The sequence below is a fragment of the Pseudomonas sp. PS1(2021) genome, assembly GCF_020405165.1.
GTDB classification, from domain to species: Bacteria; Pseudomonadota; Gammaproteobacteria; order Pseudomonadales; family Pseudomonadaceae; genus Pseudomonas; species Pseudomonas aeruginosa.
In genome coordinates, this window is sequence record NZ_CP084484.1 from 3,428,507 (window position 1) to 3,447,102 (window position 18,596).

21 protein-coding genes are annotated in these 18,596 nt (G+C 66.5%); 14 read left to right on the plus strand and 7 right to left on the minus strand.

Going from position 1 to position 18,596, the window contains the following annotated elements; translation table 11 throughout:
• The first annotated feature begins 72 nt into the window (after positions 1 to 72).
• Together LE197_RS16365 and LE197_RS16370 are read left to right on the plus strand one after the other, a co-directional pair.
• Positions 73 to 1,062 carry an aldo/keto reductase gene (locus tag LE197_RS16365; protein ID WP_003082273.1) on the plus strand — a complete coding sequence of 330 codons (990 nt, stop codon included), beginning with the start codon at positions 73 to 75 and terminating at the stop codon, positions 1,060 to 1,062.
• A gap of 94 nt (positions 1,063 to 1,156) precedes the next feature.
• Positions 1,157 to 1,744, plus strand: a complete 588-nt coding sequence (locus tag LE197_RS16370; protein ID WP_010793913.1) for a DUF4234 domain-containing protein — start codon at positions 1,157 to 1,159, stop codon at positions 1,742 to 1,744.
• 6 nt (positions 1,745 to 1,750) lie between these two features.
• Here LE197_RS16370 and LE197_RS16375 read toward each other — a convergent pair whose 3' ends face one another.
• Both LE197_RS16375 and dgt read right to left on the minus strand, forming a co-directional pair.
• Positions 1,751 to 2,503 (minus strand): SIR2 family NAD-dependent protein deacylase, encoded by a 753-nt coding sequence (locus tag LE197_RS16375; protein WP_003086499.1) that lies wholly within the window; start codon positions 2,501 to 2,503, stop codon positions 1,751 to 1,753.
• A 13-nt stretch (positions 2,504 to 2,516) separates the two neighbouring features.
• A complete protein-coding gene (dgt, locus tag LE197_RS16380; protein WP_003109104.1) occupies positions 2,517 to 4,013 on the minus strand; it encodes a dGTPase in 1,497 nt (498 codons plus the stop codon).
• A 230-nt stretch (positions 4,014 to 4,243) separates the two neighbouring features.
• Between dgt and LE197_RS16385 the strand changes: the two genes are divergently transcribed.
• Together LE197_RS16385 and LE197_RS36890 are read left to right on the plus strand one after the other, a co-directional pair.
• Complete coding sequence (locus tag LE197_RS16385; protein WP_003082265.1) at positions 4,244 to 4,564, plus strand: DUF2025 family protein; 321 nt, start codon at positions 4,244 to 4,246, stop codon at positions 4,562 to 4,564.
• Positions 4,565 to 4,696: 132 nt separating this feature from the next.
• Entirely contained in the window at positions 4,697 to 4,828 is a 132-nt protein-coding gene (locus tag LE197_RS36890; RefSeq protein ID WP_003086493.1) for a hypothetical protein, read from the plus strand.
• 33 nt (positions 4,829 to 4,861) lie between these two features.
• Here LE197_RS36890 and def read toward each other — a convergent pair whose 3' ends face one another.
• Positions 4,862 to 5,401: a peptide deformylase gene (gene def / locus LE197_RS16390; RefSeq protein WP_003082260.1), complete on the minus strand. Its 540-nt coding sequence runs from the start codon at positions 5,399 to 5,401 to the stop codon at positions 4,862 to 4,864.
• Positions 5,402 to 5,610: 209 nt separating this feature from the next.
• Here def and yfiR point away from each other — a divergent pair, with 209 nt between their 5' ends.
• The 5 genes from yfiR to LE197_RS16415 all read left to right on the plus strand — a co-directional run bounded on the left by yfiR (position 5,611) and on the right by LE197_RS16415 (position 9,278).
• Entirely contained in the window at positions 5,611 to 6,183 is a 573-nt protein-coding gene (gene yfiR, locus LE197_RS16395) for a diguanylate cyclase inhibitor YfiR (RefSeq protein WP_003082257.1), read from the plus strand.
• The gene (tpbB, locus tag LE197_RS16400; RefSeq protein WP_226034082.1) at positions 6,183 to 7,490 is read left to right on the plus strand and encodes a diguanylate cyclase TpbB; all 1,308 of its coding nucleotides are present in this window, start codon (positions 6,183 to 6,185) and stop codon (positions 7,488 to 7,490) included. The genes yfiR and tpbB overlap by 1 nt, the downstream gene beginning before the upstream one ends.
• Positions 7,462 to 7,968, plus strand: a complete 507-nt coding sequence (locus LE197_RS16405; protein ID WP_003082254.1) for an OmpA family protein — start codon at positions 7,462 to 7,464, stop codon at positions 7,966 to 7,968. Before tpbB ends, LE197_RS16405 begins: the two co-directional genes overlap by 29 nt.
• Before the next feature lie 274 nt (positions 7,969 to 8,242).
• A complete protein-coding gene (locus LE197_RS16410) occupies positions 8,243 to 8,797 on the plus strand; it encodes a magnesium transporter (RefSeq protein WP_003112496.1) in 555 nt (184 codons plus the stop codon).
• Positions 8,798 to 8,903: 106 nt separating this feature from the next.
• Positions 8,904 to 9,278, plus strand: a complete 375-nt coding sequence (locus tag LE197_RS16415; protein ID WP_003082252.1) for a hypothetical protein — start codon at positions 8,904 to 8,906, stop codon at positions 9,276 to 9,278.
• A 9-nt stretch (positions 9,279 to 9,287) separates the two neighbouring features.
• On the opposite strand, the gene LE197_RS16420 is transcribed toward LE197_RS16415, so the two are convergent.
• Entirely contained in the window at positions 9,288 to 10,127 is an 840-nt protein-coding gene (locus LE197_RS16420) for a S1 RNA-binding domain-containing protein (RefSeq protein ID WP_003082250.1), read from the minus strand.
• A 254-nt stretch (positions 10,128 to 10,381) separates the two neighbouring features.
• Here LE197_RS16420 and LE197_RS16425 point away from each other — a divergent pair, with 254 nt between their 5' ends.
• Both LE197_RS16425 and LE197_RS16430 read left to right on the plus strand, forming a co-directional pair.
• A complete protein-coding gene (locus tag LE197_RS16425) occupies positions 10,382 to 12,706 on the plus strand; it encodes an LTA synthase family protein (RefSeq protein ID WP_023109071.1) in 2,325 nt (774 codons plus the stop codon).
• 103 nt (positions 12,707 to 12,809) lie between these two features.
• Entirely contained in the window at positions 12,810 to 13,145 is a 336-nt protein-coding gene (locus tag LE197_RS16430) for a lysozyme inhibitor LprI family protein (protein WP_003082246.1), read from the plus strand.
• Between the two features lie 2 nt (positions 13,146 to 13,147).
• Here LE197_RS16430 and hcuC read toward each other — a convergent pair whose 3' ends face one another.
• Positions 13,148 to 14,914, minus strand: a complete 1,767-nt coding sequence (hcuC, locus tag LE197_RS16435) for a hydrophobic compound transporter HcuC (RefSeq protein WP_023109072.1) — start codon at positions 14,912 to 14,914, stop codon at positions 13,148 to 13,150.
• A 472-nt stretch (positions 14,915 to 15,386) separates the two neighbouring features.
• Between hcuC and LE197_RS16440 the strand changes: the two genes are divergently transcribed.
• Positions 15,387 to 15,578: a hypothetical protein gene (locus tag LE197_RS16440; protein WP_003109112.1), complete on the plus strand. Its 192-nt coding sequence runs from the start codon at positions 15,387 to 15,389 to the stop codon at positions 15,576 to 15,578.
• A gap of 100 nt (positions 15,579 to 15,678) precedes the next feature.
• Positions 15,679 to 15,900 carry a VF530 family DNA-binding protein gene (locus LE197_RS16445; protein ID WP_003082243.1) on the plus strand — a complete coding sequence of 74 codons (222 nt, stop codon included), beginning with the start codon at positions 15,679 to 15,681 and terminating at the stop codon, positions 15,898 to 15,900.
• A 3-nt stretch (positions 15,901 to 15,903) separates the two neighbouring features.
• Here LE197_RS16445 and hcuB read toward each other — a convergent pair whose 3' ends face one another.
• Positions 15,904 to 17,052: a hydrophobic compound transporter HcuB gene (hcuB, locus tag LE197_RS16450; RefSeq protein WP_003159764.1), complete on the minus strand. Its 1,149-nt coding sequence runs from the start codon at positions 17,050 to 17,052 to the stop codon at positions 15,904 to 15,906.
• A 92-nt stretch (positions 17,053 to 17,144) separates the two neighbouring features.
• Positions 17,145 to 17,768, minus strand: a complete 624-nt coding sequence (gene hcuA, locus LE197_RS16455) for a hydrophobic compound transporter HcuA (protein ID WP_023109073.1) — start codon at positions 17,766 to 17,768, stop codon at positions 17,145 to 17,147.
• A gap of 112 nt (positions 17,769 to 17,880) precedes the next feature.
• Here hcuA and LE197_RS16460 point away from each other — a divergent pair, with 112 nt between their 5' ends.
• Entirely contained in the window at positions 17,881 to 18,594 is a 714-nt protein-coding gene (locus tag LE197_RS16460; protein ID WP_226034083.1) for an rRNA pseudouridine synthase, read from the plus strand.
• The last annotated feature ends 2 nt before the right edge of the window (positions 18,595 to 18,596 follow it).

Below are 18,596 nucleotides of genomic sequence, written 5' to 3' on the forward strand. Positions count from 1 at the left end.
ATCTAGAGTAATCGCTCCGTGCCGCCGAGCGCATTGCCGGCAAGCGTTTTCCCGATCTGCAGGAGTATTTCCATGAGCGTTGAAAGCATTCGCATCGAGGGTATCGACACGCCGGTCTCGCGCATCGGCCTCGGCACCTGGGCCATCGGCGGCTGGATGTGGGGCGGCGCTGACGACGCGACGTCGGTGGAAACCATCCGGCGTGCGGTGGAATCCGGGATCAACCTGATCGACACCGCGCCGGTCTATGGCTTCGGCCATTCCGAAGAGGTCGTCGGCAAGGCCTTGCAGGGGCTGCGCGACAAGGCGGTGATCGCCACCAAGGCGGCGCTGGAGTGGAGCGACGCGGGCATCCACCGCAACGCCTCCGCCGCACGCATCCGCCGGGAGGTCGAGGACTCGCTGCGGCGGCTGAAGACCGATCGTATCGACCTGTACCAGATTCACTGGCCGGACCCGCTGGTGGCGCACGAGGAAACCGCCGGCGAACTGGAGCGCCTGCGCCGCGACGGCAAGATCCTCGCCATCGGCGTGAGCAACTATTCGCCGGAACAGATGGACGGGTTCCGCCAGTTCGCTCCGCTGGCCAGCGTGCAGCCACCCTACAACCTGTTCGAGCGCGCCATCGACGCCGACGTGCTGCCCTACGCCGAGCGTAACGGCATCGTCGTGCTGGCCTACGGAGCGCTGTGCCGCGGCCTGCTTTCCGGACGGATGAACGCCGAGACCCGCTTCGATGGCGACGACCTGCGCAAGTCCGACCCGAAGTTCCAGCAGCCCCGCTTCGCCCAGTACCTGGCAGCGGTCGCGCAACTGGAGGAACTGGCTCGCGAGCGCTATGGCAAGTCGGTGCTGGCCCTGGCCATCCGCTGGATTCTCGATCGCGGCCCTACGGTGGCGCTGTGGGGGGCGCGCAAGCCGGAGCAGTTGAACGGCATCGCCGACGCCTTCGGCTGGCGCCTGGACGACGAGGCCATGGCCCGCATCGAGCGGATCCTCGCCGAGACCATCCAGGATCCGGTCGGTCCCGAGTTCATGGCGCCGCCCAGCCGCAACGCCTGATCGGACGGCCGGGGCGGCAACGCCCCTGGCCGCTGGCCTGACGGAGCGGCGGAAGGCAAAATGGCGGTTTTTCTCAAGGACTGCCGGATCAGTTATGGAAAACGTCTACAAGACCCCGGAAGCTCCCCTGGTGGAAACCCGCGGCGCGAAGCGGGCGCATTTCTTCGTCACCTCGCTGGGCAAGATGAGCGTGCTCTTCCTCCTCACCCTGGGGCTGTACGGCGTGTACTGGATGTACAAGCACTGGAAGGCCCAGCAACCGCAGATGGAGCGGCGGATCAGCCCGGTATGGCGGGCGATCTTCGGCATCTTCTTTTTCCATGCCCTCGCCCGGCGGATCCACCAGGCCCTGCCGGAAGAGCGCCAGGCACTATGGAGCCCGAGCAAGGATGCGACCTGGGCGGTGCTGCTGACGGTCGCGGCGAACCTGATCAGCCACCTCACCGATGTGGTCCCCGCGCTGGAGCCCTACTCGCTGCCCTCGCTCCTGCTGCTGCTCACGCCGCTTATCCCGATGCGCAACATCCAGCGCCAGGCCAACCTCGCCAGCGGCGACCCGCAGGGCACGGGCAACGCCGGCTATTCGGGCTACAACCTGCTGTTCATCGTGCTCGGCGCGCTCTACTGGCTGCTGATCCTGATCGGTTCCGCGGTGATCCTCTTCGGCTCGTCCCAGGGCTGAGCCGCCTCAGCCGGGAAACGCCCGGCGCAACAGTTCGGGCAGCACCTCGCCAGCCGGACCGACGAGACAGTGCTCGCGCGGATGGCGGGTGCGCACCGGTTGCGGGTTCACATGCACGACGCTGGCACCGTGCTCCAGCGCCAGTCCGGGTATCCGCGCCGCCGGCTGCACCACGCCGGAAGTGCCGACGCTGAGCAACAGGTCGCACTCGCAGGCCGCGGCGAAAGCCTCGCGCAGCGCCGCCTCGGGCAGCGCCTCGCCGAACCAGACCACGCCCGGCCGGACCTGTCCGCCGCAGGCCGGACAACGCGGCGGCTCGATCCGTCGTCCCTCTTCCGGCTCGACCGAATCGGGCAAGGCGTCCCGGTAGGCTGCCGCGCAGGTCGCGCAACGCGGCGCGTGCAGGCTGCCATGCAGGTGAAGGACGTCGCGGCTGCCGGCGCGTTCATGCAGGTCGTCGACGTTCTGGGTGACCAACCGGGTGTCGGCGATCCGTCCGCTCAATGCGGCAATCGCCCGGTGCGCGGGATTCGGCTGGACACCCAGCACCTTCAGGCGGCGCCACTCGTACCAGCCCCAGACCAGCGCGGGATCGTCGGCGAAGGCCGCGGGCGTAGCCAGGGCCGCCGGATCGTAGCGCGCCCAGAGACCGCCAAGGGCATCGCGGAAGGTGGGAATCCCGCTTTCCGCCGACACCCCGGCGCCCGTGAAGATCACCAGGCGGCGGGCGCCGGCGAGCAGTTCGACGACAGCGCGCATCTCGCTCCTCCGCTTACAGCGCGGACAACGCGCGGTATTCGTCCTGGGCATGCTGGTCGGTCATGCCGCTGACGAAATCCTGGAGCATACGGCAGCGGTGGTAGAACTCCCACTGCCGCTGCAACGGGTCCTCCGCCACACCTTTCATGGCCTCCAGGTAAGCCTTGATCTGCTGGCTCGGCAGGCGCCGAACCAGCAGTTGCGGATGCGGCGCGGCGGCCTGGCGACCTTCGGCGAGGGCCTGGAACTCCTCGGCCGGCAGGCGCAGCAGCGGCGCGTAGAAATCCAGCAGGCCCTGGATGATGCGGTAGCCCTGCAATTCCAGGGTTTCCACCTCCGGATGGCAGAACACCCATTCCATGGCCACGTCCTTGAACGTCTGGACGATGGCGTGCGGCAGGCTGCCGTCCTCCATCAGCGCGCGGCCGAGGGTGCCGGCATGAACCGCTTCGAGGTTGTCGATGAACTGCTGGGCGGCGTGCTGGACCAGCGGGTGGATCATTTTCACCCGCAGGCGGATGAAGAATTCGCTGACCTTGTTGATCGGCTCCCGCTCGGCCTTTTCCAGTGAGTAGTCGACCATCCGCTGGAAGCTCATGTTGTCCGCGTCGCCGGGAATCGGCGCGTCCGGCGAATGGTGGACGGCAAACTTCTTCACCAGCAGATCCGCCAATTGACGGATGTCGAGGATGCCTTTTTCCACCGAGTCTTCGATATCGGCCAGGCAATAGGAGATATCGTCGGCCGCTTCCATGATGTAGGCCACAGGGTGGCGAGTGCCCGGGCGCATGCCGAGGACTTGGCGCAGTTCGTCGACGAAGGCTTCCTCGGAAAGATAGAAGCCCGGCTTCTTGTTCAGGTAGTGGTTCGCCGCCGCCTTGTCCGGCTTCGGCTCGTAGGCCGGACGCACGTACTTGAGCAGGCCGGCGGTCTGGGTGTAGGTGAGGTTCAGGCGCAGCAGCTTCACCACCAGGCGGATGGCCTGGGCGTTGCCTTCGAAATGCTTGAGGTCGGTGAGCATGCGCTGCTGCAACAGGCCGTCGCCCTGGCCCGGCGGTACGCGGCGCTCGAACAGGGCGTCGAGGTTGCGTTCGAACCAGTCGTTGATGGCGTACTCGCCGAAATGACCGAACGGCGGATTGCCGACGTCGTGCATCAGGCAGGCCATTTCCACCAGGCTTTCCAGCGCGCCTTCCAGCCCGTCCAGGCCGACCTCCGCGGCACGCGGGCCCAGTTGGCGGAACAGCGTGCGGACGATGAAACGCCCGGTCTGCTGCACTTCCAGGGAATGGGTCAGGCGGCTGCGCACCGCCGCGTTGCGCTCCAGCGGGAAGACCTGGGTCTTCTGCTGCAAGCGACGCACGGCGGCGGAATTGACGATGCGCCCGCGGTCGCTTTCCAACTGGTAGACGATGTCTTGCAGATCGGTGTTCCCGGCATGTCCGTAGGTTTCCCTGTCGTGCGGACGCTGGCGGGATATCCGCTCCTTGAAATCCACGGCCCCTGGCATCTGGCGCTGTTCTCCACTCGGTCGGCTGCGAACCCCGAGCCTAGCGCGTGGCGGCGGTTTAACCAAGGTCGCGACAATCCGTCCCACTACCGTTCGCGATCCGTCCTCTTCCCCGGGCGGCGGCAACTGGCAGAATACCCCGCTCGGCACCAGCGACCCCCGCCGCAGAACGGGGGCGCCGCCGATCATGCGTGCGCCCAGAGAAACAGGAACGTTCAGGGAGGTTCCGCATGAGCATCACATCCACCGACATCTGCCAGGCCGCCGATGCCCTCAAGGGGTTCGTCGGTTTCAACCGCAAGACCGGCCGCTACATCGTGCGTTTCAGCGAAGACTCCTTCGGCATGGACGTCGCCGACGACAGCATCACGCCCACCAGCGAGTTCGTCTGGAGTTCGGTACGCGACGACGTCATGCGCCTGGGCCGCGAGCAGTTGCAGATCCTGCTGGAACAGAACATCAACGAACGACTGAACATCGGCGAGCCGCTACTGGTCTATCTGCGCCGCCAGGACCTGCCGGAAATCACCGCACAACGCCAGTTGCGCTGAGCGCCGTCGATCGCCGCCCGCGCCGGGCGCTGCGCCACGCATTATGCTGGAAGCGTCCGCCGCCGTCCGGCGCCGCGGACGCCATCGGCCATCCGGCGCGCCACGCAGGTGCTGCGCGGGGAGGTGAACGCCATGAGCAAGGGACTGAACGCGAAGAAGGAAACTCGTAGGAAACCGCTGAAAACCGCCCAGGAGAAACGCCTGGCGAAACGAGCGAAAAAACACGCTCCGGCGGCACCGCTCGGCACCCCATCGCGGAGCTGAGCCAGGCCGGAGCAGAGCCGCAGGCGCAACCGCTCAATCGTCCGCGGCGGGGTCCAGGTCGGGGAACAGCACCTCGGTGAAGCCGAACTTGCTGAAGTCGGTGATTCGCGAGGGATACAGGCGGCCGATCAGGTGGTCGCACTCGTGCTGCACCACCCGCGCATGGAACCCTTCGACGCTGCGGTCGATCGGCTGTCCCTGCGGGTCCAGGCCCTGGTAGCGGATGCGCCGATGGCGCGATACCGCGCCGCGCAACCCCGGCACCGACAGGCAGCCCTCCCAGCCCTCTTCCATCTCGTCGTCCAGCGGGGTGATCCGCGGGTTCAGCAGGATGGTCGGCGGCACGGCCGGGGCGTCCGGATAGCGCTCGCTGCGCTCGAAACCGAAGATCACCAGCTGCAGGTCGACGCCGATCTGCGGCGCGGCCAGCCCTACCCCGCCGACGTGATGCATGGTTTCGAACATGTCGTCGATCAGCCGTTGCAGCTCCTCGCTGCCGAACAGTTCGGACGGCACCGGCTGCGCGATGCGCAACAGGCGCTCGTCACCCATCTTGAGGATTTCCCGGATCATGCCGCCCCCTGATAAAGGTCAGTAACGCCCTACATGCTCAGCCAGAAAACCAGACAGGACAAGACGCAAAGCGCTTCCATCTCCGGCAATTGCGCCATTGATTTGACACCGAACGGCTTTCTTTCCCGGCACATCCGGTAATATTCGCCGCACACCGACTACACTGGCCAGTCGTGCCACCCCGCTACGTTTTCCTGGAGGAAACCTTTTTGCCTTCGTTGCCCACCTTGCAGCCCCTCGACCTCTACAGGCGCACCCTGGCCTGCCTGGTCCTGGCGGTTTCCTGCCTGGGCGGCGGAGGCCTGTGGGCGGACGACGCACGGACGTCGGTCGAGCAACGCAGCAACGCGGTCAGCCAGGTTCTGCTGGGCATATTCAGCTACGTGCGCTGGCCGAAGGAGCCGGCGGTCCTGCAACTCTGCGTGGTCGGACCGACCGAGTACGCCGACGGCCTGCTCCGCGGCATGGTGCAGGCCAATGGCAGGCGCGTGCATGCGGAACGCCGCGCGGTGGACAACCCGGACCTCGGCACGCTCTGCAACGTGATCTACCTCGGAGTGGTCGACGAGCGCGAGCGCCAGCAGGTGTTCCGCAGCCTGGCCGGGCATCCGGTCCTGTCCATCAGCGAGCGTGGCACCGAATGCAGCGTCGGCAGCATGTTCTGCCTCAACGTCGGCGGTCCGCGCATCACCTTCGAGGCCAATCTCGACTCCATCGCCCGCAGCGGCGTACGCGTGCACCCGAGCGTATTGAAACTGGCAAGGCGGCAGGCCACTCCGTGATGAACCGTCGTCGTCGCTATACGGGTTCCAATCCATCGCTGCGCCGGGTGCTCTATCACGCACACCTGGGCGTGGCGCTGGTCGCGGTATTCACCGCCGGGCTGGCGGTGACCCTGGTCGGCCTGCTGACCCTGCGCGCCTATGCCGACCCCAACCAGCAACTGATCGCCCGTTCCATCAGCTATACCGTCGAAGCCGCAGTGGTCTTCGGCGATGCCCAGGCCGCCGAGGAGTCCCTGGCGCTGATCGCCTCCAGCGAAGAGGTCTCCAGCGCCATCGTCTACGACCGCCAGGGACAGACCCTGGCCAGTTGGCATCGGGAAAGCACCGGGCCGCTGCACCTGCTGGAACAGCAACTGGCGCACTGGCTGCTCAGCGCGCCGACCGAACAACCGATCCTGCACGACGGCCAGAAGATCGGTTCGGTGGAGGTGAAGGGCTCCGGCGGCAGCCTGCTGCGCTTCCTGCTCACCGGTTTCGCCGGCATGGTCCTGTGCCTGCTGCTTACCGCCCTGGGCGCCTTCTACCTGTCGCGGCGGCTGGTACGCGGTATCGTCGGCCCGCTCGACCAACTGGCGAAGGTCGCGCATACCGTGCGCCGCGAACGAGATTTCGAGAAGCGCGTACCGGAAGCCGGCATCGCCGAGCTGAGCCAACTGGGCGAGGACTTCAACGCCCTGCTCGACGAACTCGAATCCTGGCAGGCGCGCCTGCAGGACGAGAACGCCTCGCTGGCGCACCAGGCCCACCACGACAGCCTGACCAGCCTGCCCAACCGCGCCTTCTTCGAAGGCCGCCTGAGCCGGGCGCTGCGCGATGCCAACGAGCATCGCGAGCAATTGGCGGTGCTGTTCATCGACAGCGACCGCTTCAAGGAGATCAACGACCGCCTCGGCCATGCCGCCGGCGACACCGTGCTGGTCAACATCGCCATGCGCATCCGTGGGCAGTTGCGCGAAAGCGACCTAGTGGCGCGCCTGGGCGGCGACGAATTCGCCGTCCTGCTCGCACCGCTGGCGTCCGGCGCCGACGCCCTGCGCATCGCCGACAACATCATCGCCAGCATGCAGGCGCCGATCCGGCTCAGCGACGGCAGCACGGTGAGTACCTCGCTGACCATCGGCATCGCCCTCTATCCCGAGCATGCGGATACCCCGGCGGCGCTGCTCCACGACGCCGACATGGCGATGTACATCGCCAAGCGCCAGGCCCGCGGCAGCCGGCGCCTGGCGGAACTCAACGACCCCCGCATCCTTCAGGAAGAAAAGGAGATAGACAGTGCTACCCCAGAGGCTCCACCCAAGTAGATTGCTTGCCCTCGCCCTGTTCAGCCTTGTGCTGGGCCTGGCCGGTTGCCAGACCAAGCCGCCGCAGACCGGCCTGAGCGCCGAGCAGATCGCCGTGCTCCAGGAGCAGGGCTTCGAACTCCGCGACGAAGGCTGGGAGTTCGGCATGTCGAGCAAGGTGCTGTTCGGCAACAATCTAGACCGTCTCAATCCCGACAGCCGCAACACCCTGACCAAGATCGCCCGCGCCCTGCTCGCGGTAGACATCGACAAGGTCCGCCTGGAAGGCCACACCGACAACTACGGCGACGAAGGCTACAATCAAAAGCTCTCCGAACGGCGCGCCGAATCGGTGGCCGCGGTATTCCGCGAAGCCGGCATGCCGGCGGCCAACATCGAGGTCCGCGGCCTTGGCATGAGCAAGCCGGTGGCCGATAACAAGACCCGCGCCGGCCGCAGCGAGAACCGCCGCGTCGCCATCATCGTTCCCGCCGAGTAATCCTGCGCTCGCGGGCTGCGTACGGCCCACCCGTACCTGGCCCGTCCATCGCCCGGCCCCGCCACTACCCCGCTTCCGGCCTATGTTGAAGGAAGAAGCCAGCAGACCGGCGTACCGGCCGCCGCTGCCGCGGATGCTAGACTGAATGCTGCGCAAGAAACCGACAATCCCGGCCGACCTGCCGCTTGCGGGTGCTCCGGGATTCACCGACAGGGGGTATCGACCTTTGCCTGTTCGCCCAAGGAACAGGCCGTCAGACGATGGGAGGCATGCCATGAACCGGCATTACTACATCAGCGACAACCTCGACGAGCTGGAACGGCTCGAAGCCGAACTGGAAGCCAGCGGCATCGCCACCGAGCAGATCCACGTCCTCAGCGAAAAGGACGCGGAGACCGGCCAGCGCCATCTGCACGAAGTCTCTCCGTTCATGAAGAAGGATGTGGTCCGCTCCGGCCGTGTCGGCCTGCTGGTCGGCCTCGTCCTGGCCATCGTCGCCGTGGCCTTCGCCTATGCCAGCGGCTGGACGGAAACCGCCGCCGGCTGGATTCCGGTGATCTTCCTCGGCGCCATGCTCTGCGCGTTCTGCCTGTGGGAAGGCAGCTTCTTCGGCCTGCAGCGCACCAACCGCGCCTTCCGTCCCTTCGAAGAACGCCTGCACCAGGGGCAGCACCTGTTCTTCGTCGATGTGAAGAACGCCCAGGAGCCGATCCTGGTCAACGTGGTCAGCCACCACCCGCGCCTGCAGGACGCCGGCACCGGCCCCGCGGTCTCTCCGCTGCTGCTGGGCTGGCAGCAACGCTGGCGGCAGTTCCGGCGGATGGTCTGAGCGGCGGGGCCTGCGCTCCGCGCAGGTCCTGCGGCGTCCCTCCGGCTGCTAGAATATCCGGCTACCCGCCCGCCATCCCGGCCGGCGCGGCCCGTCAGGAAACTCCATGAAACTCGATAAAGCGGCAGCCATCGCACAGCTCAACCAGGCCTTGGGCATGTCCGTGCTGGATGCCGGCAACACCCTGCTCGCCCGCTTCAACAAGAGCAAGAACGTCTGGTGGTTCGATATTCCGCTCAGCCAACTGAAGGCCGGCAAGTTCCTCAACCTGCTGCTGGCGAACCCGGCCGGCGATGCAGTGGAGCACCTGAAGGTGCCCACCGGTTTCCTTCGCCAGCAGCAGGACAGCCTGGAACTGCGCGACAAGAACGCCCGCCGGCCGACCCTCAGCCTGGAGCTGAGCGCGGACCCCGGCAAGCGCCTGCGCGACGTCCGCCCCGGCGGCGCTGGCCTGGACTTCGCCCCGTTCCTCCAGCCCTGAGCGGAAACCTCAGCGCGGCAGTTCGATGCGTTCCGGGTGGATCAGGATCAGGCCTTTCTTGTAGAGGCCGCCGATGGCCTTCTTGAAGGTCCCCTTGCTGACCCCGAAGAGCCGGTGGATATCTTCCGGCGAACTCTTGTCGCTGAGCGGCAGGCTGCCGCCGGCCTCCAGCAGCCGGGCGAGAATCTGCTGGCTCAGCTCGACGGCGGCCTCGGCGCCGACCGGCTGCAGGCTAAGGGCGATCTTGCCGTCCGCGCGCAATTCCTTGATGTAGCCCTGTTCGCGCATGCCGCTGCGGAGGAACTTGAACGCCTCGTTCTTGTGGATCAGGCCCCAGTGCTTGCCCTCGATGATCGCCTTGAAGCCCATCTCGGTACGCTCCACCACCAGCAGGTCGACCGCCTGGCCGACGCTGTAGCGTGGCGGCAGGTTGTCCAACTGGCGGTCCAGGCGTGCGGTGGCGGTGATGCGGTTGGTGCGCTTGTCCAGGTAGACGTAGACCACGCAGTAGTCGCCGACCTGCAACGGACGCTTTTCTTCCGAATGCGGCAGCAGCAGGTCCTTGGGCAGGCCCCAGTCGAGGAACAGGCCGATCCGGTTGATCTCCACGACCTTCAGGCTGGCGAAACCGCCGACCTGGACCTTGGGCGTCTGAGTGGTGGCGATCAGGCGGTCGTCGCTGTCCAGGTAGATGAACACGTTGAGCCAGTCGCCCACTTCGCTGGGCTGGTCCTTCGGCACATAGCGCTTGGGCAGGAGGATCTCGCCGTGCTGGGTACCGTCGAGATAGAGCCCGAACTCCGTGTGCTTGACCACCTGCAGTGAATTGAAACGCCCGATGACCGCCATGTTGTCTCCCCCTGTCGAAGGGGCGGCATTCTACCGGGCGCCACGCATGCGGGCGGAAGTTTTTGCCGGTACGCCGACGCCGCTCATCGCCTTGCCGGCCATTCGCGCCGAAACATCCTGAACCACGCGGACATTTCCCAAATGCCGACTGTCTACTGGCAGTAAGCACAACGATGTTTCAAAATCGTGAACCCTAAAGACTTTTTTGGAACATCCTTATCAAGGATTCTCGCTGCCGCTCATCAGGAGTTCCTGTGCGTCCACTCAGCCGTTGGCTCTCATCTTGCGGCTCGCTTCTGGCGCTGGCCGCGCTGTTCCTGGTCGTTCCCCTCGCCGGCCGCTACTGGCTCGGCTGGTCGACGCCGTTCGGCTATCTCTCGGACCTGGCCCTCGGCAGCCTGCTGGTGCTGCTCCTGCATCGACGCTCCCTGTGGTTCGCGCTCCCGGTCATGCTGCTCTGGTGCCTGTTCCTGATCGGCAATGCCGAACTGGTCGGCGCGGTTGGGCGCATGCCGGAGCCTTCCGACCTCAAGTACCTGCTGGATCCGCAGTTCGTCAGCAGCTCCACCCAGGGCGGCGGCCTCGCCCACCTGCCACTGGCGCTCGGCCTCGGCGGCGCGACATTGCTTTGCGTGCTGCTCTGGCGCCGCCGCGGTCCGCGCCTGCCGCGCTATGCCTACGCGCTGCCGGCGGCGTTCCTGGCGGCGCATGTCGGCCTGCAATACCTGCGTCCGAGCGATGCCGATCAGTGGCAGCAGTACAACCTGCCGCACAAGTTGCTGGCCAGCGCGCTCAGCAGTGGCCAACTGGCGGTCGAAGACTGGCTCGCCGGCGACCGTCCGGACACCCCGCCGGACGTCGCCGGGCTCAACCAGCTCGACCTTTCCGGAACGCCGCTGCTGGCCGGCGGAGGACGCGCGCGCAACGTCCTGATCGTGGCCATGGAGGGAATCCCCGGCGTATATATCGCCGCCAACCGCGCCGCCATCAACAGCAGCTACCACGAAGCGCCGATGCCCCGGCTGAGTGGCTGGGCCGAACGGGCGATGACCACCCCGGACTACGTGCTGCACAGCCACCAGACCATCCGCGGCCTCTACGCCATGCTCTGCGGCGACTACAGCAAGCTCGACTCGGGCACGCCGAAGGGCGTCGAGCTGCTCAACAACCCGGCCCGGGCCAGGGAGTGCCTGCCCGCCCAGCTGCGCCAGCACGGTTTCAGCACGCACTTCCTGCAGGGTGCCGGCCTGCGCTTCATGGCCAAGGACAAGGTCATGCCACAGATGGGCTTCGACAAGACCCTCGGGCGCGACTGGTTCCGCAACACGTCCTACCTGGAGTTTCCCTGGGGCATGGACGACAAGGCCTTCTTCGAGGGCGCCGCGACCTACGTGAAGCAGCTGCGCCAGCAGAAGAAACCCTGGATGCTGACCCTGCTCACCGTCGGCACCCACCAGCCCTACTCGGCGCCTGCCGACTACCTGGCCCGCTACCCGAGCGCCAAGCAGGCCGCGGTGGCCTATCTCGACGACGCGATCGACGCCTTCCTCGCCGACCTGGAGAAACAGGGCGTGTTGCGCGACACCCTGGTGGTGCTCACTTCCGACGAATCCCACGGTGTCGACCAGGTGCGCCTCGCCTCGGCCTGGGGCTTCAACCTGGTACTGGCACCGGAACAGGCGGCGCTGCCGCCGATCAAGAGCGGCGTCTACGGCCACGTCGACCTCGCCGCGTCCGTCCTCGACTATTTCGGCTACCGCGTGCCGGCGGGGATTTCCGGGCGCTCGCTGTTCCGCGACTACGCCAGCGGCCGCGAAATGATGTCCTACACCAACGGCATGCTGCGCCACCACGACGGCAAGGACACCTTCGTCGAATGCGATTTCCAGCAGGTCTGCCGGCGCTACCGCAGCGAGGGCTTCATCGCCGACGAAGCCGAGTTCCTCGGTCGCTTCAGCGGTCGCCAGGCACGCCTGGTCAGCCAGCGCGCCGCCGTCCTCGACCACTCCGTGCAACAGGCCGGCCAGTTGGGCCAGGAGTTCCAGTTCGCCACCCACGAACGCATCCGCCTGAAGCCGGAAACCCACAACGACTGGACCGACAACCTGATCGGCGCGCAATACCTGGAGATGCCGAAGAACAGCAGGACCACGGTCACCCTGAAGATCCGCGCCTTGCAGATGGACCGCAACGGCGCCCGGGTGACGCTGAAGACCAAGGAGTTCGAACGCGACGTTCCCATACCGGTACCGGACATCCCGCGCCTGCTCAAAGGCAAGCCGCTGGACATGAGCTTCACCTTCGACAACCCGGAAGCGCGCAAGGCCTTCTCCTTCCACTTGCTCGCCGAGGGCCGCGGGATCATCGAGATCAGCGACTTCCACGTGGTCACGGCGGCCAACCCGGAACCCGTGGAAAGCCGCAGCCAGGTCGCCGAAGCGGCGAAGGAACAGCCGCTGCTGAGCACCCTGAAAAGCCTGTTCGCCAACCGCCCCGAAACCGAGGAAGCGGAACGCGCGGACGCCCCTCGGGAACGCACCGTCATCCCCGAGCAGAAGGCCCTGATCCTTTCGCACTGACCGCGCCGGAGCGGCCCGCCCGGCCGCCGCGCGCTCCCCGCTGAACCCAGCGCCGTCGCGGGCGTCGAAGATTCGCAAGCAACCAGGCGAAACGGAGAACGGCATGAAGCACCTGGCATTCCTCGCCCTCGGCGGACTCCTGCTGGCGCCCCTGGCCGAAGCGGCCAGCTTCGATTGCGAAAAGGCTGAGCGAGCGGACGAAAAGGCCATCTGCGCGAACCGGGCGCTGAACGACAAGGACGTCGAGATGAGCGTCAAGTACCACTTCCTCCGCGGCCTGTTCGCCATGGGCGGCCGCGGCGCCATGCAGGACCGGCAGCAGGACTGGCTGCGCCAGCGCCGGCGCTGCGGTGGCGACACCGACTGCCTCTCCCGTGCCTACGCGCAGCGTATCGACGAGCTGGACAAGCAGTACGCGGGCATCGACAAGCCGCTCTGAAGCTAGCGTCCGCCGGCAGCGAACTGCAGTTCCGCCAGGCGCGCATAGAGCGGGTTCTCGGCGATCAGCCGGGCATGGCTACCAATGGCCACCAGCCGCCCCTGGTCGATCACCGCGATGCGGTCGGCGCTCTGTACCGTGGCCAGGCGATGGGCGATCACCAGGGTGGTACGTCCGCTCATCAGGCCTGGCAGGGCCTGCTGGATCAGGTGCTCGCTTTCCGCATCCAGGGCGCTGGTCGCCTCGTCGAGCAGCAGCACCGGCGCGTCTACCAGCAACGCCCGGGCGATCGCCAGGCGCTGGCGCTGGCCGCCGGACAGGCCGATGCCGCCCTCGCCCAGGTGGGTGGCGTAGCCCTGCGGCAGACCCAGGATGAACTCGTGGGCATGCGCGGCACGCGCTGCGGCCTCGACCTCGGCGGCGCTGGCATGCGGACGGCCGTAGCGGATGTTTTCCTCGACGCTGCCGAAGAACAGCGCGGGGTTCTGCGACACCAGGGCAAAGCTGCGGCGCAAGTCGGCCGGGTCCAGTTCGACGATCGGCTGTCCGTCCAGCAGCAGCCGTCCCTGCTGCGGATCGAAGAAACGCAGGAGCAGATCGAACAGGGTCGACTTGCCGGCGCCGGAAGGTCCGACCAGGGCCAGGGTTTCCCCCGGTTCGACGGCCAGGCTGATGTCGTCGATGGCCCAGTGTTCGGGACGGGTCGGATAGGCGAAGCGCACCGCCTGCAATTCGATCCTCCCGCTCACCCGTGCCGCCAGCTTGCGTGGTTGCGCTGGCGGGCGGATCTCGCTGCGCGCCCTGAGCAGCTCGGCGATGCGCTCTGCGGCGCCGGCGGCGCGCTGCAATTCGCCGATCACCTCGCTGAGGGTGCCGAAGGCCATGCCGACGATCAGGCTGTAGAAGACGAACGCGGCCAGTTCGCCGGCCGAGATGCTGCCGGCGATCACGTCGCGGCCGCCGACCCAGAGCATGACGCCGACCGCGCCGAGCACCAGCACGATCACCACGGTGATCAGCCAGGCGCGCTGGGCGATGCGCTTGCGCGCGGTGTCGAAGGCGCGTTCGACGGTGCCGGCGAAGCGCTGGCGATCCTGCGCCTGGTGGTTGTAGGCCTGCACGGTCTTGATCTGACCGAGGGTTTCACCGACGTAGCTGCCGACGTCGGCCACCCGGTCCTGGCTTTCCCGCGACAGGCTGCGCACGCGGTGGCCGAACAGCAGGATCGGGGCGATCACCAGCGGCAACGCCAGCACCACGATGCTGGTCAGCTTGGCGTTGGTGACGAACATCAGCAGCACCCCGCCGACCAGCATCAGGGCATTGCGCAGGGCCATCGACAGCGAGGAACCGATCACCGTCTGCAGCAGCGTAGTGTCGGCGGTCAGGCGCGACTGGATCTCGGAGCTACGGTTGGTTTCGTAGAAACCGGGATGCAACTCGATCAGGTGGTCGAACACGCGCTTGCGGATATCGGCGACGAAGCGCTCGCCGATCCAGGACACCAGGTAGAAGCGCACGAAGGTGCCCACGGCCAGGCCGAGCACCAGCACGAAGAACAGCAGGATGTAGCGATTGAGCAATTCGGGCGAGGCGGTGAGGAACCCCTGGTCCACCAGCAGGCGGATGCCCTGGCCCAGGGACAGGGTGATCGCCGCGGTGAACAGCAACGCCACCAGGGCCCCGAGCATGCGCCAGCGGTAAGGCGCCATGAAGCGCCAGGCCAGGCGCAGGGCGATACGTTGGCGGGAGGAGAGAATGGCTGGCATGCGGCGCTCGCTCGGCGGCTGGGGTTCCGCAGGTTAGCACCGGGAACGCAGCGAGGCGATGCATGCCCCGGCCGGCAGCGCGATGATATCGACGTATATATCCGGGCAACTTAGCCGATAACTAATCGTGAACTTTTCATTATTCTCGATATAGGTGAGATAGAGGCCCGGAGAACTTTCTCGCATCAACTAATGCAAACATTGGAATTCATGCCGGGATGCGCGAAGGGAGTTATCCACCTGGCGGTATCCTGCGTCGCCCGGGGTCGGCGGAACATCCAGCCGCGGAGACCTCGAGCAGTTCACCGCCGGATCGCCAATGCCGCAGCGCCTCGCTCGGGTATTGCCTAACGGACTTTATAGAAAACAGCAGGTTACGTCCGAAATCTGATCGACAATATTCAAGATGAAATAAAACGCCGCTTCGGTTATAATGAACGGCCATATTTAATGCAGAGACAGGTCCCCGGATATGGCCATCATGAAGAAAACCGTCGCGCCGAAAGCCGCCAAGCCGGCTCCCGCGGTCGAAACCCGCGAGTCCATCGAAGCGCAGGTCGCCGCCTTCCTCCAGGCCGGCGGCGAGATCCAGAAGATCGCCAAGGGCGTCAGCGGCCAGGTCTACGGCCCGTCGCGGCAGATCACCATCAGCAAGAAGCGCTGAACGCCCGCCCCTCGCCGGGGACTACGAAGGGGATGGCAGGCCGGCACGCAGATGTGCCACGCTCCATCCCCTTTTTCATTGCCTGAATCCCGAGCCCTTCATGCCTGGCCATCCCGATCCATTGCACGGCGTCACCCTGGAAAAACTGCTCACCGAACTGGTCGCCCACCACGGCTGGGCGGAGCTTGGCAAACGGGTCGACATTCGTTGTTTCAGGAACGACCCGAGCATCAAGTCCAGCCTCGCCTTCCTGCGCAAGACGCCCTGGGCCCGGGAAAAGGTCGAGGCGCTCTACGTCCAGCTCAAGCGCAACCAAGGCTGAAGGCTAGCGCGCCAACCCCAGGCGCAGCAATTGCCCGTCCTTCTGGTCGGTGAGCAGGTAGAGATAGCCGTCCGGGCCCTGCCGCACGTCGCGGATGCGCACCCCGAGATCGCCCAGCAGGCGCTCTTCGTGGACGATCCGGTCGCCATCCAGTTGCAGGCGGATCAGTTCCTGCGTCGCCAGCGCGCCGATGAACAAATTATGCTGCCAGGCCGGGAAGCGCTGCGCATCGTAGAACGCCATGCCGCTGATCGCCGGCGACTTCTCCCAGACATGGTGCGGCGCCTCGGTACCTTCGACGGCCTTGCCCCTGGCTTCGGGGATCGGCAGCAGGGTGTAGTTGATTCCATGGGTCGCCAGCGGCCAGCCGTAGTTCCCGCCGGCCTGGGGTATGTTGATCTCGTCGCCGCCGCGCGGGCCGTGCTCGTGGGTCCAGAGCCGGCCGGTCCAGGGATTCAGCGCGGCGCCCTGCTGGTTGCGGTGGCCATAGCTCCAGATCTCCGGCCGCGCGTCGGTACGGCCGACGAAGGGATTGTCCTTGGGAACGCCGCCGTCCGGATACAGGCGGACGACCTTGCCCTGCAACTTGTCCAGGTCCTGCGAGGTGCTGCGCTGGTTGTTCTCGCCGAGGGCGATGAACAGGTGGCCCTTGCCGTCGAAGACCAGGCGCGAGCCGAAGTGATGGCCGCTGGAAAGCTTCGGCAACTGCCGGAAGATCACGTGGAAGCCCTCCAGCCGTCGCTTGTCCGCCGATAACCGGCCACGTCCCGCCGCCGTTCCGGCGCGGCCGTCCTCGCCGGCCTCGGCATAGGTCAGGTAGACCAGCCGGTCCTCGGCGAACCCCGGCGACAAGGCGACGTCGAGCAGTCCCCCCTGGCCGCTGGCGAAGACCCTGGGTACGCCTTCCAGCGGCGCCGACAACTGTCCCTCGGGACTGACGAAACGCAAGCTGCCGGGCCGCTCGGTGACCAATATGCCCTGGTTGTCCGGCAGGAAGGCGACGGCCCAGGGATAGGCCAGACCGCCAACCACCGGGGTGACCTCGACGGCGCCCAGCTCGCTGTCGTGGCGACCGGCGTCCACCGCCTCGACCGACGGAGCGAGCAGCGCGACGGCGCTCAGCAGGATGGCATTCAAAGACAGGCCCGGCATGCGTTCTCTCCTTCCCCAAGCGAAAAACACCACTCTAGTCGCAGATCCGCCGCGCCTGGCGGTCCGCACACGGGCTGTAACAAACCCGCCCCTCAAAGCAAGGCGACCATTTCCTTGAGGGTCACCGCCCAGGTGCCCTTGGCATTGATATAGCGATAGCCGAACCGGGAACCGTGCGCCTCGCTGGTGATCAGCGCGTTCCAGGCCTGCCCGCGCGGCAGGTCGTGGGCCGGGTCGAGGAGCAGGAAGGCGCGCTCGCTCATGCCGATGGCCAGGCCCCAGTGGCGGATATCGCTGCCCTTGCGACCGTGGAAACCGAGCACTACCGGAAAGCCGGCCTCCAGGTATTCGCGGGTGTGCCGGACCAACCTGCGCCCCTCGCCCTTGAGGGCGAAATGCTCGGTATCGTTGATCTCGGCCAGCAGCTCCAGCAGGTCGACGCCGGTGGTGCCGACGCGCAGCAGCGGGCCGTGCTGGTCCAGCGCCTTCATCAGGCGCCCGTAGCGACTGCGACTGTCGACCCGCTCCAGGCCCTTGGCCTGGCGCCGGCGCAGTTGGCCGCGGACCAGCATCGCCATGACCAGGCAGTAGGGCCCGCAGGCGCCGTCCATGTCGCCCTGGCGCAGATGGACCTTGTCGCCATTGGCGTTGCACAGGCCGCCGCTGCCATCCTCGTCCAGGTCCCATTCCAGGCCATCGATCAGGCGTGACTGCATGAGGGTCTCCTCTCCGGTTCCTTAAGTTGGGACCGAGCGGGCGCCGAATCATTCCTCGGCGCCCATCGCCACAACGAGTAAACTGGCGGTCTTTCATTCCAGTAGCCTCGCCATGACCGACCCGATCCGCCTGTCCAAACGCCTCGCCGAACTCACCGCCTGCTCGCGCCGCGAAGCCGAGCTGTACATCGAGGGCGGCTGGGTCAGCGTCGACGGCGAAGTGATCGAGGAGCCACAGTTCAAGGTGCTCGACCAGCGCGTGAAGCTGCTGCCGGGCGCCCGCGCGGAAACGATTGAACCGGCCACCCTGCTGCTGTTGCACAAGCCGGCCGGCTGGCGCCACGACGATTTCGAAGGCCTGCTCGCTGCGGGGCGGCGCTGGAGCGATGACCCCAGTCCCTTGCGAGCGCTGAAAAAACACTTCGCCCGCCAGCGTCCCACCCTTGCGCTGGACAGCGAGGCTTCGGGGCTGGTGGTGTTCAGCCAGCAGCACGGCGTACTGCGCAAGCTGGTGGATGACGGTGCACGGCTGGAGCAGGAATACCTGGTCGAGGTCGCCGGCGACCTGGCCGCCGGCGGCCTCGAGCGCCTGCGCCACGGCCTCGCCTACCAGGGCCGCAGGCTATCGCCGTGCAAGGTCAGTTGGCAGAACGAAAGCCACCTGCGCTTCGCCCTCAAAGACGTGCTGCCCGGCCAGTTGCGCTTCATGTGCGAAAGCGAGGGGCTGGAAGTGCGGAGCATCCGCCGCCTGCGCATCGGCGCGCTGTCGCTGGCCAGGCTACCGCTCGGCGAATGGCGCTACCTCGGCCTCCACGAACGCTTCTGAGC